This window comes from Mesorhizobium sp. STM 4661 (assembly GCF_000359125.1).
Taxonomy (GTDB): Bacteria; Pseudomonadota; Alphaproteobacteria; order Rhizobiales; family Rhizobiaceae; genus Mesorhizobium.
The window spans coordinates 20,084-38,277 of sequence record NZ_CAAF010000032.1 but is presented as its reverse complement, the minus strand read 5'-3'; the positions used below and the strand labels follow the sequence as shown (position 1 = coordinate 38,277).

The 18,194-nt window shown below is 62.5% G+C and carries 13 protein-coding genes; 10 read left to right on the top strand and 3 right to left on the bottom strand.

Annotation, left to right across the window (positions count from 1 at the left end; genetic code table 11):
- Positions 1-33: 33 nt before the first annotated feature.
- The 7 genes from MESS4_RS11555 to MESS4_RS11525 all read left to right on the top strand — a co-directional run bounded on the left by MESS4_RS11555 (position 34) and on the right by MESS4_RS11525 (position 10,582).
- A complete protein-coding gene (locus MESS4_RS11555) occupies positions 34-1,140 on the top strand; it encodes a mandelate racemase/muconate lactonizing enzyme family protein (RefSeq protein ID WP_006330204.1) in 1,107 nt (368 codons plus the stop codon).
- A gap of 1 nt (position 1,141) precedes the next feature.
- Entirely contained in the window at positions 1,142-2,326 is a 1,185-nt protein-coding gene (locus tag MESS4_RS11550; protein ID WP_006330202.1) for a mandelate racemase/muconate lactonizing enzyme family protein, read from the top strand.
- Positions 2,327-2,556: 230 nt separating this feature from the next.
- Entirely contained in the window at positions 2,557-4,221 is a 1,665-nt protein-coding gene (locus tag MESS4_RS11545) for an ABC transporter substrate-binding protein (RefSeq protein ID WP_006330201.1), read from the top strand.
- A gap of 137 nt (positions 4,222-4,358) precedes the next feature.
- Positions 4,359-6,728 carry a molybdopterin guanine dinucleotide-containing S/N-oxide reductase gene (locus MESS4_RS11540; RefSeq protein WP_006330199.1) on the top strand — a complete coding sequence of 790 codons (2,370 nt, stop codon included), beginning with the start codon at positions 4,359-4,361 and terminating at the stop codon, positions 6,726-6,728.
- 56 nt (positions 6,729-6,784) lie between these two features.
- The gene (locus MESS4_RS11535) at positions 6,785-7,675 is read left to right on the top strand and encodes an ABC transporter permease (RefSeq protein WP_006330197.1); all 891 of its coding nucleotides are present in this window, start codon (positions 6,785-6,787) and stop codon (positions 7,673-7,675) included.
- Positions 7,672-8,550, top strand: a complete 879-nt coding sequence (locus MESS4_RS11530; RefSeq protein ID WP_006330189.1) for an ABC transporter permease — start codon at positions 7,672-7,674, stop codon at positions 8,548-8,550. Before MESS4_RS11535 ends, MESS4_RS11530 begins: the two co-directional genes overlap by 4 nt.
- Entirely contained in the window at positions 8,543-10,582 is a 2,040-nt protein-coding gene (locus tag MESS4_RS11525) for an ABC transporter ATP-binding protein (protein WP_006330188.1), read from the top strand. The genes MESS4_RS11530 and MESS4_RS11525 overlap by 8 nt, the downstream gene beginning before the upstream one ends.
- Before the next feature lie 18 nt (positions 10,583-10,600).
- On the opposite strand, the gene MESS4_RS11520 is transcribed toward MESS4_RS11525, so the two are convergent.
- On the bottom strand, positions 10,601-11,497 hold the full coding sequence (locus tag MESS4_RS11520; protein ID WP_006330187.1) for a LysR family transcriptional regulator: 897 nt from the start codon (positions 11,495-11,497) through the stop codon (positions 10,601-10,603).
- Positions 11,498-11,612: 115 nt separating this feature from the next.
- Between MESS4_RS11520 and MESS4_RS11515 the strand changes: the two genes are divergently transcribed.
- On the top strand, positions 11,613-13,268 hold the full coding sequence (locus MESS4_RS11515) for an ABC transporter substrate-binding protein (protein WP_006330185.1): 1,656 nt from the start codon (positions 11,613-11,615) through the stop codon (positions 13,266-13,268).
- Positions 13,269-13,270: 2 nt separating this feature from the next.
- Entirely contained in the window at positions 13,271-14,161 is an 891-nt protein-coding gene (locus tag MESS4_RS11510; protein WP_006330184.1) for a DUF427 domain-containing protein, read from the top strand.
- A gap of 80 nt (positions 14,162-14,241) precedes the next feature.
- Here MESS4_RS11510 and MESS4_RS11505 read toward each other — a convergent pair whose 3' ends face one another.
- On the bottom strand, positions 14,242-15,192 hold the full coding sequence (locus MESS4_RS11505; protein WP_006330180.1) for a nucleoside hydrolase: 951 nt from the start codon (positions 15,190-15,192) through the stop codon (positions 14,242-14,244).
- Positions 15,193-15,367: 175 nt separating this feature from the next.
- Between MESS4_RS11505 and MESS4_RS11500 the strand changes: the two genes are divergently transcribed.
- Positions 15,368-16,237 (top strand): AraC family transcriptional regulator, encoded by an 870-nt coding sequence (locus MESS4_RS11500; protein WP_006330177.1) that lies wholly within the window; start codon positions 15,368-15,370, stop codon positions 16,235-16,237.
- A 60-nt stretch (positions 16,238-16,297) separates the two neighbouring features.
- On the opposite strand, the gene MESS4_RS11495 is transcribed toward MESS4_RS11500, so the two are convergent.
- Positions 16,298-17,947 (bottom strand): ABC transporter substrate-binding protein, encoded by a 1,650-nt coding sequence (locus tag MESS4_RS11495; RefSeq protein WP_006330176.1) that lies wholly within the window; start codon positions 17,945-17,947, stop codon positions 16,298-16,300.
- Between the last annotated feature and the right edge of the window lie 247 nt (positions 17,948-18,194).

Below are 18,194 nucleotides of genomic sequence, written 5' to 3'. Positions count from 1 at the left end.
CGTCGGGGCATCACAGACAATGGACAGAGAAACGTGCGGATCAAAACCATCAAGGCCTACCATGTCGTGCAGCCCTTCGTGGACGGACCCTACCGCATGTCCAAGGGGCGCGTCGCCGACGCCTTCGACGCGGTGATCGTCGCCATTACTTCCGACAGCGGGCTGACCGGTTGGGGCGAGATGGCGCCGCTCGGGAATTTCTACTCGCCCGCCTTCCCTGCCGGCACCCGCGCCGGGGTCGTCGAAATCGCGCCGCATCTGATCGGCCAGGACCCGCGCGGGCTGGCCAGCATCGGCCGGCTGATGGACACGGTGTTCAAGGGCCATCCCTATATCAAGTCGGCGCTCGACATGGCCTGCTGGGATTTGGCGGCACGCGCGGCCGATGTGCCGCTGGTCACGCTGCTCGGCGGGCGCGAGAGCGAGACGGCCGAACTCTACAAGGTCGTCACGCATGGCACGGTCGATGCCATGGCGGCACTCGCCAGGCGCATCGTCAAGGATGGGTTCCACCGGCTGCAGGTAAAGGTCGGCGGCAATGTCCATGACGACATCGAGCGGGTCAGCGCGGTCGCGGCTTCAGTGCCGAAGGGCACCGTCATCTTCTGCGACGCCAATGCCGGCTGGACGCCCTATCAGGCGCGTCAGTTCGCCGATGCGACGCGCGCCATCGACTACACGTTCGAGCAGCCCTGCACGACGATCGACGAATGCATGTCGGTGCGCCGCTCGCTCGACAAGCCGATGGTGCTCGACGAATCCGTCGCCTCGCTGGACGACATGCTCGACATCCACCGCAAGGGCGCGGCCGACGGGCTGACGCTCAAGATCTCGCGGCTCGGCGGCGTGACGAAGACGCGCCAGATCCGTGACCTTGCCGTCGATCTCGGCTTCATGATCACCGTCGAGGACACTGGCGGCGCCGAGATCGACACATCAGCCATGGCGCATCTGTCGCTGTCGACGCCGCAGGAACGCCGGCTGCATGCCATCGCCTTCCATGAATGGGTGACGGTGCGCACCGCATCGAACATGCCGCCGGTCACGGGCAGCCGCATGGGCATTCCCGACGGACCGGGCCTCGGCATCGATGTCGTTCCCGATCTGCTTGGCAGACCCTTCTTCGAGGTCGGCAGTTGAGATGAAGATCCGTCGCATCCAGGCCACACCGATAAACCTCCGGCTGGAGGCGCCATACGCCTGGGTGTTCGGCGAGCTCGACGGGTTTTCGCCAACCATCGTCGAAGTCGAGACCGAGGACGGGTTGATCGGCCTTGGCGAGGCGCCGACGCCGGCGGCCGCGGCGATCATCAATGACAATCTTGCGGCACGATTGGTCGGTCGCGACGCCTTCGACATCGCCGGCGCCGAAGAAGCCTGCCTGCCCTACTGGACCGGCGTGCAGTCAATCAACGACCGCAGCCGCATCATGGCCTTCGGCGCCATCGAGATGGCGCTGTGGGATCTGCGCGGCAAGGCGTGGCGGCAGCCGCTCTACCAATTGCTCGGCGGCGCGGTGCGCAAGGAGATCCCCTTTACCGACTATTTCTCGCTGCGCGGCGATGGGCCTCAGGTGAAGGGCGAGAAGACGCCAGAAGCGGTCGCCGACTATTGCGTCCAGCTGCATGAGACACATGGCACGACCTTCTTCGAGGGCAAGTTTTCGACCGGGGATACGAAGGTCTCGCTGAAGATGGTGGAATCGATCCGCCAAAAACTCGGCGACGACGCGATGATCCGCATCGATTCCAACCAGGCCTATTCGCTGGCGACGGCGCGACGGCTGGCGCGGCCATTGGAGGAGCTCGGCGTGCGCAACTGGGAAGACCCGGTGGCGACCATCGAGGAGATGCGCGAATTGCGCCGTCATTGCTCGATCCCGTTCTCGACCCACAATATCGACATAGCGCGCGCCATGGAGACCAAAGTGCCGGACGCCTTCGTCGGCAATCCGACCATGCATGGCGGCATCGGCCGCATGCTGCGCTTTGTCGGCGCCTGCGAGCATGCCGGCATCGATTTCTGGTGCTACAGCGGCGACAGCGGTATCGGCAGCGCCGCCTATCTGCATCTGTGCGCGGCACTCGGCTGGATCAGGGAACCGAACCAGTCGCTGTTTCGCATGCTGCCGATGGATGTCATTGAGGAAGGGCCGTTTTCGCCGAGGAATAATGTCGTGCGGGTGCCCGAAGGTCACGGCCTTGGCGTCACCCTGTCGCGCGAAAACCTCGCCGCCTGCCACCGCGACTTCATCGAGAACGGACCGTGCAACAAATATCATGACCCGGCAAAGCCGGGGACCTATCGGCGCCTGCCGTTGAACTAGGAGTGATCACACGAACCGACAGGAGACAGATACAACAGGAAAGCCGCAGCCACGAATGGGAATGAACAGGTAGAAGCAGTGCCTTAAGAAAAACCGGCCCCTCCGCCGCAAGGACGGGATGGACCAGCCAAGACCGCATGCTACAGTCTCGACAACCTCGTTGACGGCCGGGATACGGAGAACATCCTGAATTCGTCAATCACAAGAACACAGGGGAAAGGGTAGAACCCATGAGCAAGAACTATCGCATTCTCGATCTCATCCGGCGCAATCGCTCGCCGCTCGAAAACCATCTCATCGACGGTCTTGTCGACGGCCGTGTCAGCCGCCGCGATTTCGTCCGCCACGGCAGCCTGCTTGGCCTGTCGCTGCCGCTGCTCGGCCGCATTGGCATGGCCGCGGGCCTAGGCGCCGCGCCCTCGCTCGCCCGCGCCGCGGGCGCCGCCGGCGCCACCATTCGCGTAGCCAGCAGCGTGCCCGCCGCGGCCATCGACCCGGTGACCATCGCCGACGCCGGCGGCCTTGTCGTGCTGCAGCAGGTCGCCGAATTCCTCTGCATCGACGGCCCGGACCTCGTGCTCAAGCCGGCCTTGGCCGAAAGCTGGAAGCCGAACGACACCGGTACGGTGTGGACCTTCACGCTGCGCAAGGGCGTCAAGTTCCACAGCGGCGGCGAGATGAAGGCGGATGACGTGGTGGCCAGCATCGACCGCCTCGCCGATCCTGCCAATTCGTCCAACGCGCTGTCGGTGTTCACCGGCATCCTGCAGAAGGGCGCCACCAAGAAGGTCGACGACTACACCGTCGAATTCCACCTCGACGCGCCGAACGGCAATTTCCCCTACATGGTGTCGTCCGACAACTACAACGCCGTCATCATCCCGGCGAGCTACAAGGGCGACTACGAGAAGAGCTTCGACGGCACCGGGCCTTTCAAGCTGGAAAAGTACACGGCGAAGGTCGGCGCCTCCTTCGTGCGCAACGACGATTACTGGGGCGACAAGGCGCTGCCGGATCGCACCGAGTTCACCTTCTTCGCCGACACGCAGCCGATGATCCTGGCGCTGCAGGGCGGCCAGGTCGACATCATCAACCAGCTGCCGGTGCTGGCCGGCGTCGGCCTGCTCACCGATCCGGCCATCGACATCATCAGCCTGAAATCGGTTGCGCACCAGCAACTGCACATGCGCTGCGATTCCGATCCGTTGAAGGACCCGCGCGTGCGCCGTGCCATCGCGCTTTGCCTCGACCGCAAGAAGCTGGTCGCCGGCCTGATGAAGGGGCGCGCCATCGAAGGCAATGACAGCCCATTCGCCTCGGCCTATCCTTCCACCGATCCGACCGTGCCGCAGCGCCAGCAGGACATCGCGCAGGCCAAGCAGCTGATGGAAGCAGCCGGCGCCGGCAACGGCTTCAAGGTGACGCTGACCACCGAGCGCTATCTGGAAATCCCTGAATATGCCCAGCTCATCCAGAACTGGGTCAAGGAGATCGGTGTCGAGCTCGAACTCAACATCCTCGACCAGGGCGCCTATTACGGCGATGCGGTGTTCGGCAAGTCGAACTGGCTGGACTCGGTGATGGGCATCACCGACTACGGCCATCGCGGCGTACCCAACGTCTTCCTGGCCGCACCGCTCAAGAGCGACGGCACCTGGAATGCGGCGCACTTCAAGAACAAGGACTACGACACGCTGGCGACCAGCTACATCGCAGCCCTCGATCTCGAAGCGCAAAAGGCGGACGCCGGCAAGATCCAGAAGCTGCTGCTCGAGGAAACGCCGGTCATCTTCGGCTATTTCTACGACTATCTGACGGCGACCACGAAGGGCCTGACCGGCGTGCAGCCGACCGCCATGTCGCAGCTGTTCCTGGAAAAGGCCGCGAAGGCCTGACCGGGAGGAAGAGCTGATGCCCGCGACCGCCAGCCCCGAGAAAGGGGCTGGCACTTCGCGACCAGCCGGGACAGGGTGGTCGGCGCCTTGCCCGGCATTGGCCATGGCGGGACGATGATCCAGCATTGACGCATCCCATGGAGTCCAGAACCCTGCTCACCACCATGCATTGGGGGACATACGAGGTCAGTGCCGAGAACGGCAAGCTTGTCGGTATCGAGCCGTGGAGCGGCGATCCCGATCCGTCGCCGATCGGCAGGTCCCTGCTCGGCACGACCGAGGGAGATATGCGCGTTTCGCGCCCCGCCGTCAGGCGTGGCTGGCTCGAAGGAGACAGATCGACCGGCCGCGGCCGGCGCGGCGGCGAAGCTTTCGTCGAAGTCCCCTGGGAAATGGCACTGGATCTTGTGGCCGCCGAACTGGACCGGGTCCGCGTCGAGCACGGAAACGCTGCGATCTATGCCGGATCCTACGGCTGGGCCAGCGCCGGGCGCTTCCACCATGCCCAGAGCCAGGTGCACCGCTTCCTCAACACGGTTGGCGGCTACACACGCTCGATCCTCAGCTATTCCTACGGTGCGGCCGAGGTGATCCTGCCGCATGTGCTTGGCGGTACCGACGGCCTTACGGGCAATCATTCCACCTGGGACGGCATCGTGCGGCATAGCGAATTGATCGTCGCCTTCGGCGGGCTGCCCTGGCGCAACGCGCAGATCCAGGGTGGCGGCACGGGCCGGCACGAGGCTTCCGCCGCCTTGCGCAAGGCGGTTGGCAACGGCGCCCGGCTCATCAACGTGTCGCCCGTACGCGATGATGCGCCGCGAGGCGTCGACACCGAGTGGCTTGCGCTGCGGCCGAACAGCGACACCGCCCTCATACTGGCTCTGTGTCATACCCTCATCAGCGAGGGCCGCCACGACGAAGCGTTTCTGGCGCGCTGCTGTACCGGCTTCGAGATCGTCCGGGCCTACATCATGGGCGAGAGCGACGGCCAGCCGAAAGACCCGGCATGGGCGGCATCCCTGACCGGTATGGCCGAGGACAGGATGGTGGCGCTGGCGAGAGAGATGGCGGCCAAGCGCACAATGGTGATGGTCAGTTGGTCGCTGCAGCGCGCCGACCATGGCGAACAGCCCTACTGGGCGGCGATCACGCTCGCCGCCTTGCTCGGTCAGATCGGATTGCCGGGCGGCGGATTTGGCTTCGGCTATTCCTCGACCAACGGCGCGGGAAGACCGGAGCTCGGATTTCGATGGCCGTCCCTGCCCCAGGGCCACAACAAGGTATCGGGCTTCATACCCGTCGCGCGCGTAGCCGACATGCTGCTCAATCCGGGCGGATCGTTCGAGTTCAACGGCGCCGCTCTGTCCTATCCCGATATCAGGCTGGTCTACTGGGCCGGCGGCAATCCGTTCCACCATCATCAGGACCTGAACCGGCTCGTCGAGGCATGGCAGCGTCCGGAGACGATCATCGTCCACGAGCCCTTCTGGACGGCGACGGCGCGGCATGCCGACATCGTGCTTCCGGTCACGACGACGGTGGAGAGAAATGATCTCGCCTTCTCGAATCGCGATAATCTCATGGTCGCCATGAAACGGATCATCCAACCGGTCGAGGAAGCGCGCGACGACTACCGGATCTTTGCCGATCTGGCCACGCGGCTTGGCGTGCGGGAACCCTTCACCGAAGGGCGCGACGCGGACGAATGGATCCAGCTTCTCTATTCGCAGGCAGCGAAGAACGCGGCCGCCGTCGGCATCGAGATGCCGCCATTCGAGCGCTTCTGGCATGACGGCCATGCCGAGCTGAGGCGGCAAATCAACTCGCAGACATTCCTCGGCACTTTCCGCGCGGATCCCGAGCGGCACCGGCTGGCGACCCCATCGGGGCGCATCGAGCTGTTTTCCTCGACGATCGATGCCTTCGGCTATGATGACTGTCCAGGCCATGCCGTATGGCGTGAGCCGCTGGAATGGCTGGGCAGCAGCCTGGCTGGACAGTTCCCGCTGCACTTGCTGTCGCCGCAGCCGGCCGACAAGCTCCACAGCCAGTACGACCATGGCTCGGTCAGCCGCGCCGGCAAGGTGTCGGGCCGCGCCCCGCTGTGGATCAACCGAACCGACGCAGCAGTGCGCGGAATTCAGGACGGAGAGGTCGTTCTCGTCTTCAACGATCGCGGATCGTGCCTGGCCGGCGCCATATTGACGGAGGGGCTGATGCCGGGGGTCGTGCAACTGCCGACCGGCGCCTGGTTCGATCCTTCCGAACCCGGGCGGTCGCCCAGTCTGGAAAAGCACGGCAACCCGAATGTGCTTACGGCCGATCGAGGCACGTCGCGGCTGGCCCAGTCGCCGACCTGCAATTCGACGCTGGTCCAGGTGTCGCGCTTCTCGGGGACCGTTCCGCCGGTCACGGCGTTCGATCCGCCGGCTGCGCTGAGTTTGTCCGACATCCCCGACTTGTCTCGAACCACGGGGCTTCATAAGGAGTCGGTGCCATCCTAAGCTTCCTCGTTCGACGCATCGCCCTGTCGCTCGTCACATTGTTCCTGTTGAGCATCATGGTGTTTCTGGGCGGCCAGGTGCTGCCGGGCAATGTCGGGCGGGCCATATTGGGTCCGTTCGCCGACCAGCGCGCGGTCGATGCGCTCAATCATTCGCTCGGCGTCGACCGCCCGCTGCTGACCCAATATGGCAGCTGGATCTGGAACTTCATCCAGGGCGACATGGGCACGTCCTATATCTTCCGCTCGCCGGTGGCGCCTTTCGTCATCGATGCGCTGGGCAATTCGATGAAGCTGGCGGCGGTCGCCTTCGTGCTGGTGGTGCCGATCGGCATTCTCGGCGGCGTCATTGCCGCGCTCAACCTCAACCGGCCGCTCGACCGCATCATCAGCCTGGGCGGATTGTCGGTGACGGTGCTGCCGGAGTTCGTCACCGGCATCATCCTCATTCTGATCTTCGGCGTCTGGCTGCGCTGGCTGCCGATTTCGGCCGCATGGCCAAGGGATGCCGGCTTCTTCACCCAGCTCTATTATCTGATCCTGCCGTCGCTGCCGCTGTTTCTGGTGCTGTTCGGCTACATCGCCCGCATGGCCCGCTCCGGCATGATCGAGGCGCTCGATTCCGACTATACGAGAACCGCCGTGCTCAAGGGCCTGCCATGGCGAACGGTGATCTGGCGCCATGTGCTGCGCAATGCGCTGCTGCCGACGATCACCGTGATTGCCACCCAGACCGGCTATCTCATCGGCGGCCTCGTCGTCATCGAGACGCTGTTTCGCTACCAGGGCATCGGCTCGCTGATCTTCACCGCCGCGCGCGGCAAGGATTTTCCGGTGCTGGAGGCCGGCATCCTGACCATCGGCATCGTCTATGCCGTGGCAACCCTTGCCGCCGACTTTCTTTACTCGGTGCTCAATCCGCGCATCCGGCTGGGGACAGACCAATGAGCGCCACCGACGCCCAGACCAGCATGCCCGACAATACCGGCCGGCGCGGCCCCTGGGCGGAGGTCTTCTTCTCGCTGCTCAGGTCCGGCACGTTCCTCACCGGCCTCGGCATCGTACTGTTCTGGGTCGCCTGCGCGCTGTTCGGCGAACATTTCGCGCCCTACGATCCGCTTGCCGACGACATCATCAACGCGCTGGCGCCGCCTTCGGCCGAGCACTGGTTCGGCACCGACCAGATCGGCCGCGACGTCTTCTCGCGCGTCATCGTCGGCTCGCGCGATATCCTGACCGTCGCCCCGCTGGCCACCTTGCTGGCGACGATAGCCGGCACCGCGCTCGGTCTGTTCACCGGCTATTTCCGCGGCATCGTCGACGACATCGTCAGCCGCATCCTCGAAGCCTTCATGGCCATCCCGGTGGTCATCGTCGCGCTGCTTGCCATCGTCGCGCTCGGCACCTCCAAGGCAACGGTCATCGTCGTCATCGGCCTCAGCTTCGCGCCGATCATCGCCCGCACGGTGCGCTCGGCCGTGCTTGCCGAACGCGAACTCGACTATGTCGCCGCCGCCCAGCTCAGGCACGAAAGCGCATTGCATACGATGTTCGTCGAGATCCTGCCCAACGTCATTCCGCCGATCCTGGTCGAGACGACGGTCCGCCTCGGCTATGCGATCTTCGCGGTCGCGACGCTGAGCTTCATGGGTTTTGGCATCCAGCCGCCCTCGCCCGACTGGGGGCTGAGCATCTCCAGCAATTACGGCATGATCGGCGGCGGCTTCTGGTGGACGGTGCTGTTCGACGCGCTCGCTATCGCCTCGCTGGTGATCGGCGTCAATCTGGCGGCGGACGGTGTCCAGGGGGCGCTCAATGACTGAACCCGCCAAACCCGCGAACGCGCTCGAATTGCACGACCTCTCCGTGGCCTACCGCGTCGGCGGCCGCAACCGGGCGGTGCTGCGCAACCTCAGCCTCGGCATCGGCCAGGGCGAAGCCTACGGACTGGTCGGCGAATCCGGCTGCGGCAAATCCACCGTGGCGCTTACCGTCGTGCGCTATCTGCCGCGCAACGGCTCGATCACCGGCGGGGCGATCTCGCTCGACGGCCAGGATGTCATGAAGCTCGACGCCGAAGCGCTGCGGCGGGCGCGTGCGGAAAGCGTGTCGATGGTCTATCAGGACCCGGGCAAGGCGCTGAACCCCTCGCTGCGCATCGGCCGCCAGCTGACCGAGATTTTTGAGCTTGGCGGCGTCTCGGGACAGGCCGCGAGCGACAAGGCCATCGCCATGCTGAACCGCGTGCGCATCTCCGACCCGGCCAGCGTCATGCAGCGCTATCCGCACCAGCTTTCGGGCGGCATGCAGCAGCGCGTCGCCATCGCCATGGCGCTGGCCAACGACCCGACCATGCTGATCCTCGACGAACCGACGACCGGCCTCGACGCGACGGTGGAAGCCGAAGTGCTCGACCTGATCGCGCAGCTGCGGCAGGAACTCTCCGCCTCGATCCTGTTCATCAGCCACAATCTGGCGGTCGTCTCCAACATGTGCGACCGGGTCGGCGTGCTCTATGCCGGCATGCTGGTCGAGGAAGGGCCGACGGACGTCGTCTTCAACGACCCGCGCCATCCCTATACGGTGGCGCTGCTGCGCTGCCTGCCGCGCGGCGGACAGCGCAAGGATCACGGTCGCCTCGACACCATTCCAGGGTTCCTGCCCGGCATTGGTGCTGCGATCAGAGGCTGCGCCTTCGCCGATCGCTGCGCGCTGGCGACGGACCGTTGCCGCACCGAATTGCCGCCGCTCTATGATCTGGGTGGCCGGCTGTCGCGCTGCCACTATCATGAACAGGCGCAATCGCTGCCGCGCGCGACGCCGAGCGATGCGGCGGCTTCCACGCCGAAAGCAGCAGCCGAGTCCGTATTACGCGTCGAAGGATTGAACAAGACCTATGCCAGCCATGGCCATGCGCTGCGGGCGGTGAAGGATGTATCGGTCAGCCTGAGGCCTGGAGAGACGCTAGGCCTGGTCGGCGAATCCGGCAGCGGCAAGACGACCATCGCCAGGCTGCTGCTCGGCCTGGTGCCGCCCGATGAAGGCGGCAGGATTGAACTCGAGGGCAAGCCGCTGGCAGCGCGTCTGGACAACCGCACCGCGGACCAGATCAAGGCCATGCAGATCGTCTTCCAGAACCCGGATTCGGCGCTGAACCGGTCGCATTCGATCCGCCACCTGATCAGCAGGGCGCTGAAGCGGCTGGCGGGCTTGAGCGGCGCCGCCCTGCAGGCCCGCCTCGATGAGCTCGTGCGTTCGGTCCGGCTTACCGACCGGCATCTCGCCGTCAAGCCGCGCCAGCTCTCGGGCGGGCTGAAGCAGCGCGTCGCCATTGCGCGGGCCTTCGCCGGCGAGCCGCGCATCGTCGTCTGCGACGAACCGACTTCCGCGCTCGACGTGTCGGTGCAAGCGGCGATCCTCAACCTGCTCGCCGACCTGCAATCGAAGGAGCATGTCAGCTACATCTTCATCTCGCATGATCTCGCTGTCGTTCGCTATCTCTCGGACCAGATCGCCGTGCTCTATCTCGGCCGCATCATGGAGCTGGGGCCGTCCGAGAATGTCTTTGCCGGGCCGCATCATCCCTATACGGAAGCCCTGCTGTCGGCCGTGCCCAAGCTCGACCAGACGGAGACGTCGCGCATCCGCCTCGACGGAGAAATCCCCAGCGCCACCAATCCACCATCGGGCTGCGTGTTCCATACGCGCTGCCCGCGCAAGCTCGGGGCGATTTGCGAAGAGCAGGAGCCGTCGCTGGCCGAGGCTGAGCCCGGACACACGATCCGCTGCCACATCCCCTATGCCGAACTGGCAAGATTGCAGAAGCAGAAGGCGGTGCAAACGGAACCGGCCTGAAGACACCTCGCGTGTATCTCAATCCGCCATGCTGAAAGCGCGGTCGCCTTCCGAAAAACCCTGGCCACCCGACCAGTCTTTTGCCAGCGTCCGCAGTCCCGCAAGCGCGATATCCAGAACGTCCGACGAGGCGGGATTGCCTGGATAGGCGAGGTAGATCGGCCGCTGGAACACCGGCGCACCCTCGACGCGCTTCAGTTCGCCGTGCTCGATGTGGCTGCTCACGGCGCTGAGCGGCAGATAGGCGGCCGCCTGCTGCGAAAGCACATGCTGCAGCCCGATGAAAACCAGCCCGGCCGATATTGCCGGCTTCACCATCGCCGCAAAGGCCCGGTCGTGCTCGATGCGGAATTCCAACCCCCAGTCCATAAGAATGTAATTCTCGGTCCATGACCCGGTTTGCGCGGCATGCTGGACGAGGACCACCTGATCGATCGCCAGCGTCTCGTAGACGATGCCGGGATGCGGCCGCGGCAGATAGAGGATGCAGATATCGAGCAGGCCCTCGGCCATCTGGTCGATCGCCAGGTCAGGGAAACTGCCCTCGAGCCGCAGCGCAACGTTCGGCCGCCTTTCGCGCATCCAGGCGATCCAGGGCGAGGTGATGCGGTCCCACAGATAGGCCGGAGCGGTCAGCCTGAGCAGCGTCTCATAGCCGTCGGGAACGGCGATGTCCTGTCTCGACTGCTCCCAGGTGCGAGTGATCGAGGAGGCATGCGGCAGGAACTGCCGCCCTGCCGGGGTAAGCGCGACGCCATCGCGGTCGCGAACGAAAAGCCGGCGTCCCAATTGCTCTTCCAGGCCCCTGATCCGCGCGCTGACGGTGGACTGGGCAAGGTTGAGCCTGTTGGCCGCGACAGTGAAGCTGCCATGGGCGGCAACCTCGAGAAAGCTGCGCAGATTTTCGGTGTCCATCTCCGGCCCCTCGCATCGAAAATTTCGATGACCCCCATCAAAAAATATCGCTTTCCGGGTGCGGTCAACAGTGAACTAGATGGCGGAGCCCCCACGATAAGCAAGGAATGCCGCCATGCCAAAGCATTTCCAGACGATCGATACCGCCCGCAGAAACCTCACCGCAATCGAAAATTCCGCTATCGACGAGTTGCTGGCCGGCAGGATCGGCCGGCGTGAATTCCTCAGGCATGGCAGCATGCTTGGCCTGTCGCTGCCGTTTCTCGGCGGCATCGCCTCGGCGGTTGGCCTTGGAGCACCGCAGGCGCGCGCCGAAGGCAAGCCGGGCGGCACCGTGCGCGCCGGCGTCGCGACGCCGGGCGGCGCGATCGACCCCGTCACCTATTACGACAGCGGCAGCTACCAACTGGTTTTCCAGACCGCCGAATTCCTCTGCATCACCCAGCCAGACCTCACCTTGAAGCCGGTGCTGGCCGAAAGCTGGTCGCCGAACGAGGACGGCAGCGTGTGGACCTTCAAGCTGCGCAAGGGCGTGAAATTCCACAATGGCGAGGACTTCAAGGCGGACGATGTCGTTGCGACCTTCGACCGGCTTTCGGACACCGGCGGCTCCTCGAACGCGCTGTCGGTGTTCAAGGGGCTGCTGTCGAAGGGCGGCACCCGGAAGGTCGACGACCATACCGTCGCCTTCCATCTCGACGCGCCGAACGGCAGCTTTCCCTATTCGGTGTCGATCGACAATTACAACGCCGTCATCCTGCCGGCGAGCTACAAGGGCGACTACGAAAAGACCTTCGAGGGCACCGGACCGTTCCGGCTGGAGAGCTACACGCCGAAGGTCGGCGCCACCTTCATCCGCAATCCCGACTATTGGGGCGAAAAGGCGCTTCCCGACCGCCTCGAATTCAAGTTCTACGGCGACGTGCAGCCGCGCATCCTGGCGCTGCAGGCGGGCGAGGTCGACCTGCTCGATGCCGTCCCGCTCGATGTCAGCCAGGTGGTGATGAACAGCCCCGATATCACCGTCTTGCGCGTCGCCTCGACCGCCCACCGTCAGTTGCACATGCGTTGCGACATGGCGCCTTTCACCGACAAGCGCGTGCGCCAGGCCCTGGCGTTGTGCATCGACCGCGGCAAGCTGGTCGATGGCCTGTGCCGCGGCATGGCGGCGACCGGCAATGACAGCCCGTTCGCGCCAGCCTTCCCGGCGACCGACAAATCGGTGCCGCAGCGAGTGCAGGATATCGCCAAGGCAAAGCAATTGCTCGAAGCGGCGGGCCTAGCCAGCGGCTTCGACATGACGCTGACGACGCTGCGCTATTCCGACATTCCGGGCTATGCCCAATTGTTCCAGAACTTCGCCAAGGAGATCGGCGCCCGCATCGCTCTCAACATCGAGGACCAGGACAAATATTACGGCAAAGCGGTGTTCGGCCAGTCGGACTGGCTGGACAGCCCGCTCGGCATCACCGACTACGCGCATCGCAGCGTGCCGAATGTGTTCCTGAAAAGCCCGCTGGTCAGCGACGGGCCATGGAACGCAGCACATTTTAGGAATGCCGCCTATGACGGCCTGGTCACCAGCTATCTGAAGGCGCTCGATATCGGCGCGCAACAGAGCGCAGCGTCAGACATCCAGAAACTGCTGCTCGACGAGACGCCGGTCATCTTCAGCTATTTCCCCGACCTTTTGGTGCCGGTGCGCAAGAATGTCAGCGGCCTGCCGCCGATCGCCGCCGGACTGCTGCTCGACCGCGTGTCCATAGGCTGACCATGACCGCGCACCAACGCCCAGTCACGAAAGAAAAGAAACGGGAGACTACCATTCGCAAGCCTCATCTGCGCGGCCGCGGGCCGCATTTCCCCTTGCTCGACACTATCGCGCAGTATGAGTTCGAACCGGGCTACGTCGCCTTCACCATGCCCTCCCCCAAGCGGCTGCGCGTGCAGGTCGGCTCGATGACCGTCGCTGACACGACCAAGGCGCTGGTCTTCTACGAATCCGATCATTTGCCGGTCTATTACTTTCCGATCGGCGATGTGCGCGAGGAGTTCCTGCTGCCGAGCAAAACGACGACGGAGGACCCGTTCAAGGGCGTCGCCACCCATTTTTCGCTGAACACCGGCATCACGCTGGTCGAGGATGGCGCCTGGCGCTATCTCGACCCGGTCAAGGGCTGCCCGCCGATAGCGGATTACATGTCCTTCCATTGGAGCAAGATGGGCCACTGGTTCGAGGAGGACGAGGAAATCTTCGTCCATGCCCGCGACCCTTTCCGCCGCGTCGACTGCCTGCTCTCATCAAGGCGCGTGCAGGTGATCCTCGACGGCGAGCAGGTGGCCGATTCGCGCCGCGGCGTGTTCCTGTTCGAGACCGGCCATCCAGTGCGGCATTATTTGCCGATCTCCGACACCCGGCTCGATATGTTCGCGCCCAGCCGCTACATTTCGCGCTGCCCCTACAAGGGCATTTCCAACTATTATCACGTGACGACCGGCAAGAAGCGCCACGAGAACCTCGTCTGGTACTATCCCGAGCCGGTGCACGAAGCCCAGCGCATAAAGGGGCTGGTGTGCTTCCATCATGAGCTGGTCGACAAGATCCTGGTCGACGGCGTCGAAATCCCGAAGGAAGCCACGGCTGCGTCGGACGGCTATTTCTGACCCACGCTTATGCCACCGACGCCTTGCCGAGGAAGATTTGCCCCATGGCTGTCGCCTCGATGCCGGAAACGCTGGCCCGGCTAAAGTCTCTCTAGCCGCTCAACCAGTAGGGCGAAGACACCGTCGGCATCCGCTTCACTTATCACTATGGCGTTCTTCGGCCGATCCGTGACACTCCACCAATCTGCTACTGTCATGCCCATCGTGAGATCTGACACAGTTTCGATACTCACGTTGACTTCACGGCCCGCGAAGAGTTCCGGTTTGATCAGATAGGCAATGACACAGGGGTCGTGCAGCGGCCCTCCTTCACCGAAGCGCCTCCCTGTGTCAGAGCGCTCGAACAGTTCCAGCATATCAGCCGTCGCGGTACCGACTTTGGTGCCTAGACGACGAAACGCAGCTACCCGCTCTCGTGTTGTAAGCACCTTGTTTGTAGCATCGAGCGGCATAACAACGATCGGCACTCCCGAGCGAAATACGATGTCGGCAGCATGAGGATCGACATAGATGTTGAATTCGGCGGCCGGGGTCACATTGCCTCCCGTGAAAAAGCCTCCACCCATCAGTACGATCTGGTCGATTCTGCTGGAGATGAGTGGCTCTCGGATCAAGGCAAGCGCCATATTGGTGAGCGGCCCAAGCAGGCATAGCGAGACCGTGCCAGGATCCTCGTTCATTAGCGCTTGTACGATGAAGTCGACCGCGTGAAGCTTCTGAAGGGGCATCAAGGGTTCAGGCAGTGTTGGTCCGCCAAGACCTGCCTCCCCATGCCACTCCTCCGCTGTCACCAACGGGCGCACCAATGGACAACTTGCGCCAGCGAAAACTTTGGTCTCCGTTTTGCCGGCGAGCTCGCATATTTTCCTGGCATTCTTTTCGGTAAGAGCCAATTGCACGTTGCCCGCCACTGTAGTCACTCCCAGGACCTGGATTTCCTGACTCGCCAGGGCAAGCAGGATCGCGACCGCGTCATCCTGCCCCGGGTCGGCATCGATTATGATTTTTCGCGGAGTGTCCTGAGATCGCATGAGATGCCTTCCGAGCCTTGTTCGTCTCGCAAGTTCCCTTAAGGCGTCAGGTTGTGCGACTTGGGAAGGAATGCGAGCAATCATAGCCACCGCAGAACCTTTAGCCCTTGCCGGTGATCGGCTACCTGACTACAAGCAAAATGTTTCAGTATCACCGTGAATCTGGTCAAAAACCGTGCGAATCCGATCAGGCCTATCGTACCCCATTGAGTTTGCTCCGATCCACCTCGAGCCGAGCTTTCCGGTACTTGGCGGCGGTCCGCTACATCAGCACGCGGACCATCCGATCAACTATCTCGAACTCCACGAGGAGTTGGAGATAGGCTACTGCCATGCTGGCTCCGGCATCTTCATCGTTGCAGGGAAGGTGATGCCCTTCATGGAAGGCAGCATTTCCGTTATCAACGCCGCCGAGCCGCACTGTGCCCGCAGCACGCCTGGGACCGACAGCTATTGGAGCTGGATAAATCTCGATCCTGTCCGACTTCTCGGGCCATCGACCGATGCGGTTCTGCTTGATCCGAGTCCACTAGCCGGCCCAAACTTTATCAATGTCCTTGATGGGGACAGAGCAAAGCCGGTGCAGCCGCTTGTAAGGCGGTTGATCTCCGAGCTGACCGACCACCGCCCGGACTACCAATCGGCGGTCAAGGCGCTCACCTGGCTCATCATGATCGAATTGAAGCGGCTCGCACCAAAGGACCAGCCGGCGACCATTCCGCACGCAAACTTCCTGCGCGTGGCCCCAGCCCTGAACTATCTGGCAAGTCATCATGCTGAACCGCTGCGCGTGTCCAAACTGGCTGCCCTTTGCTGCTTGAGTGAGCCTCATTTCCGGCGCCTGTTTGCACAGGCAGTGGGCAAATCACCCCAAGCCTATTGGCTCAACCTACGGCTCCAATCCGCGTGTTCTCTCCTGCGGTCGACAACATTTTCGATCTTGGACATCAGTCAGCAGGCAGGCTTCGATACCCTGTCCGGCTTCAATCGAGCATTCCAGAAATCATTTCGGATGTCGCCGCGTGAATGGAGACGTCTAAATTAGGTTGCCAAGATCGAGACTCCCAAACCGAACATGGCCGTCTGCGGTCCCGATCGTTTTGTCTCATTCGTCCAGCCAGACTTTGGCGTATTCGTGGACATAGGTGGGATGCATGCCGCCGTTCTTCACTGCCTTGACGGAGTGATTGAAAAGCTTGCGCCAAAACGGTTGGATAATGATGCCGGAATCCTGCAGGATTTGCTCGATGTCCTTCATCATTTCCTTTCGCTTTTGGGCGTCGGCGACTGCGAGTGCCGCGTCCAGCTTTGCGTCCCATTCAGGATTGGACCACCCCGTCTCATTCCACGCTTCGCCCGTGCGATAGGCAAGAGCCAAAACCTGAACCCCAAGCGGCCGCATGTTCCAACCGGTCATCGAATACGGATATTTGGTCCAATCATTCCAGAAGATTGACCCTGGAAGCACAGTTCGCTTGACCTTGATTCCAGCCTCTCTCAATTGTGCTGCAATGGCATCGCCAGAGGCCTTTATCCAATCCTCGTCAGGGGTAATGAGTTCATGCTCAAAGTCCGACTGGCCGGCTTCTTGCATTAACGCCTTTGCTTGAACCTTGTCTGTGACTACTTTTGCGAGCTCGAAATATTCTGGATGTATCGGGCATACATGATGATTTTCGGCAACTTGGCCGGCGTTTCCGTAGCCAAGCTCTAGTACAACCGAGTTGTCGACCGCGCGTTGCAATGCATTGCGAACTTTTTGGTCACCATATGGCTTGTTGTTGACGTTGGTGCGGGCCACGACCGTTCCGGCCGAGATTACCTCCGACCTAACCAGCCCAAGTCCGTCGAGGATCGACACATAGTCAGCCGTCGTCTCGTAGTTGATATGAATTTCTCCCGCCTCGAAGGCCGAGACCGTCGCAGCGGGGTCGGTGCCGTAGTCTATGAATTCGATGCCGTCGAGCAGCGCTTCGCCGCCCCACCACTTCCCATCCTCCCGCCGCTTGTAAACCACTTTCTGACCAACGTCGTAGGACACGAGTTCGAACGGGCCTGTACCAATTGGGCACGCGGCAAAATTGCCGCCCTTTGCGTCGAAGCTCTTGTGTACGATGAGGGCCGGATAGTCAGAAAGGTTCGGGATGATCGAAATGTCAGACTGAGACAACTTCAGCCGGATTGTCATATCGCCGACCTTCTCGACAGCTCCTTTGCGCAGCTTGCCGGTTGCATCATCCATGAGCGTGCCGATCCTGCCGGGCATGGAATTGCCTTCTGCGCTTTTGTCGGCCCAACGCGTTATGTTGAAAATCACGTCGTCGGCGGTAAACGGCGTACCGTCAGTCCAGGAGACATGCGGACGCACATGCAATATGTATTCCGTGGCGTCTTCGTTTACTTCCCATTTTTCGATCAAGCAGGGTTCGAAGGTATAGTCACGCGTGTATTCGACGAGCGGCTCGAGTGCCTGTCGTTCCGCGTTCGAGATTTCCGACCAATCGGCCATCCGAGGATCCTTCGGATCCTTGACCCACATCGCCACCTTAAGGATTCCGCCCTTTTTTGGTTCTTGAGCTATCGCCTTTGTCGGAACGGGCAGCCCCAGCATGCCATATGCCATTGCGGTCGTGGCACCGAACACGCTCGCCGTAGCCAAGAACTCACGGCGGTCCATGTTGCATGCCTTCGTTTCTTCCGCCAATTGCCGAATGTGATCAGGAACGCGGTCCTCACCGCTCTTGTAGAATGTCATGACAGGCTCCCATTGTTGGCGTTCTGCCGGTTGTTATTTCGAAAGTTTCTCGCATTTTTCAGGGCCTTTGCAGGGCCATAGGCGAGCGTCCGCCTGGCCTAGCTGGCGCGCCTACCAGCGCGATTTAACTTGGATCAGGGGCGTCGACTTGAGCGTGTAGCAGAATAAAACCTAGGGCATAATCTTCGGCATTTCGCCGTCAATTTGGTCAAAAACTATGCGCAACCGATCAAAGATTGGCTGCTGC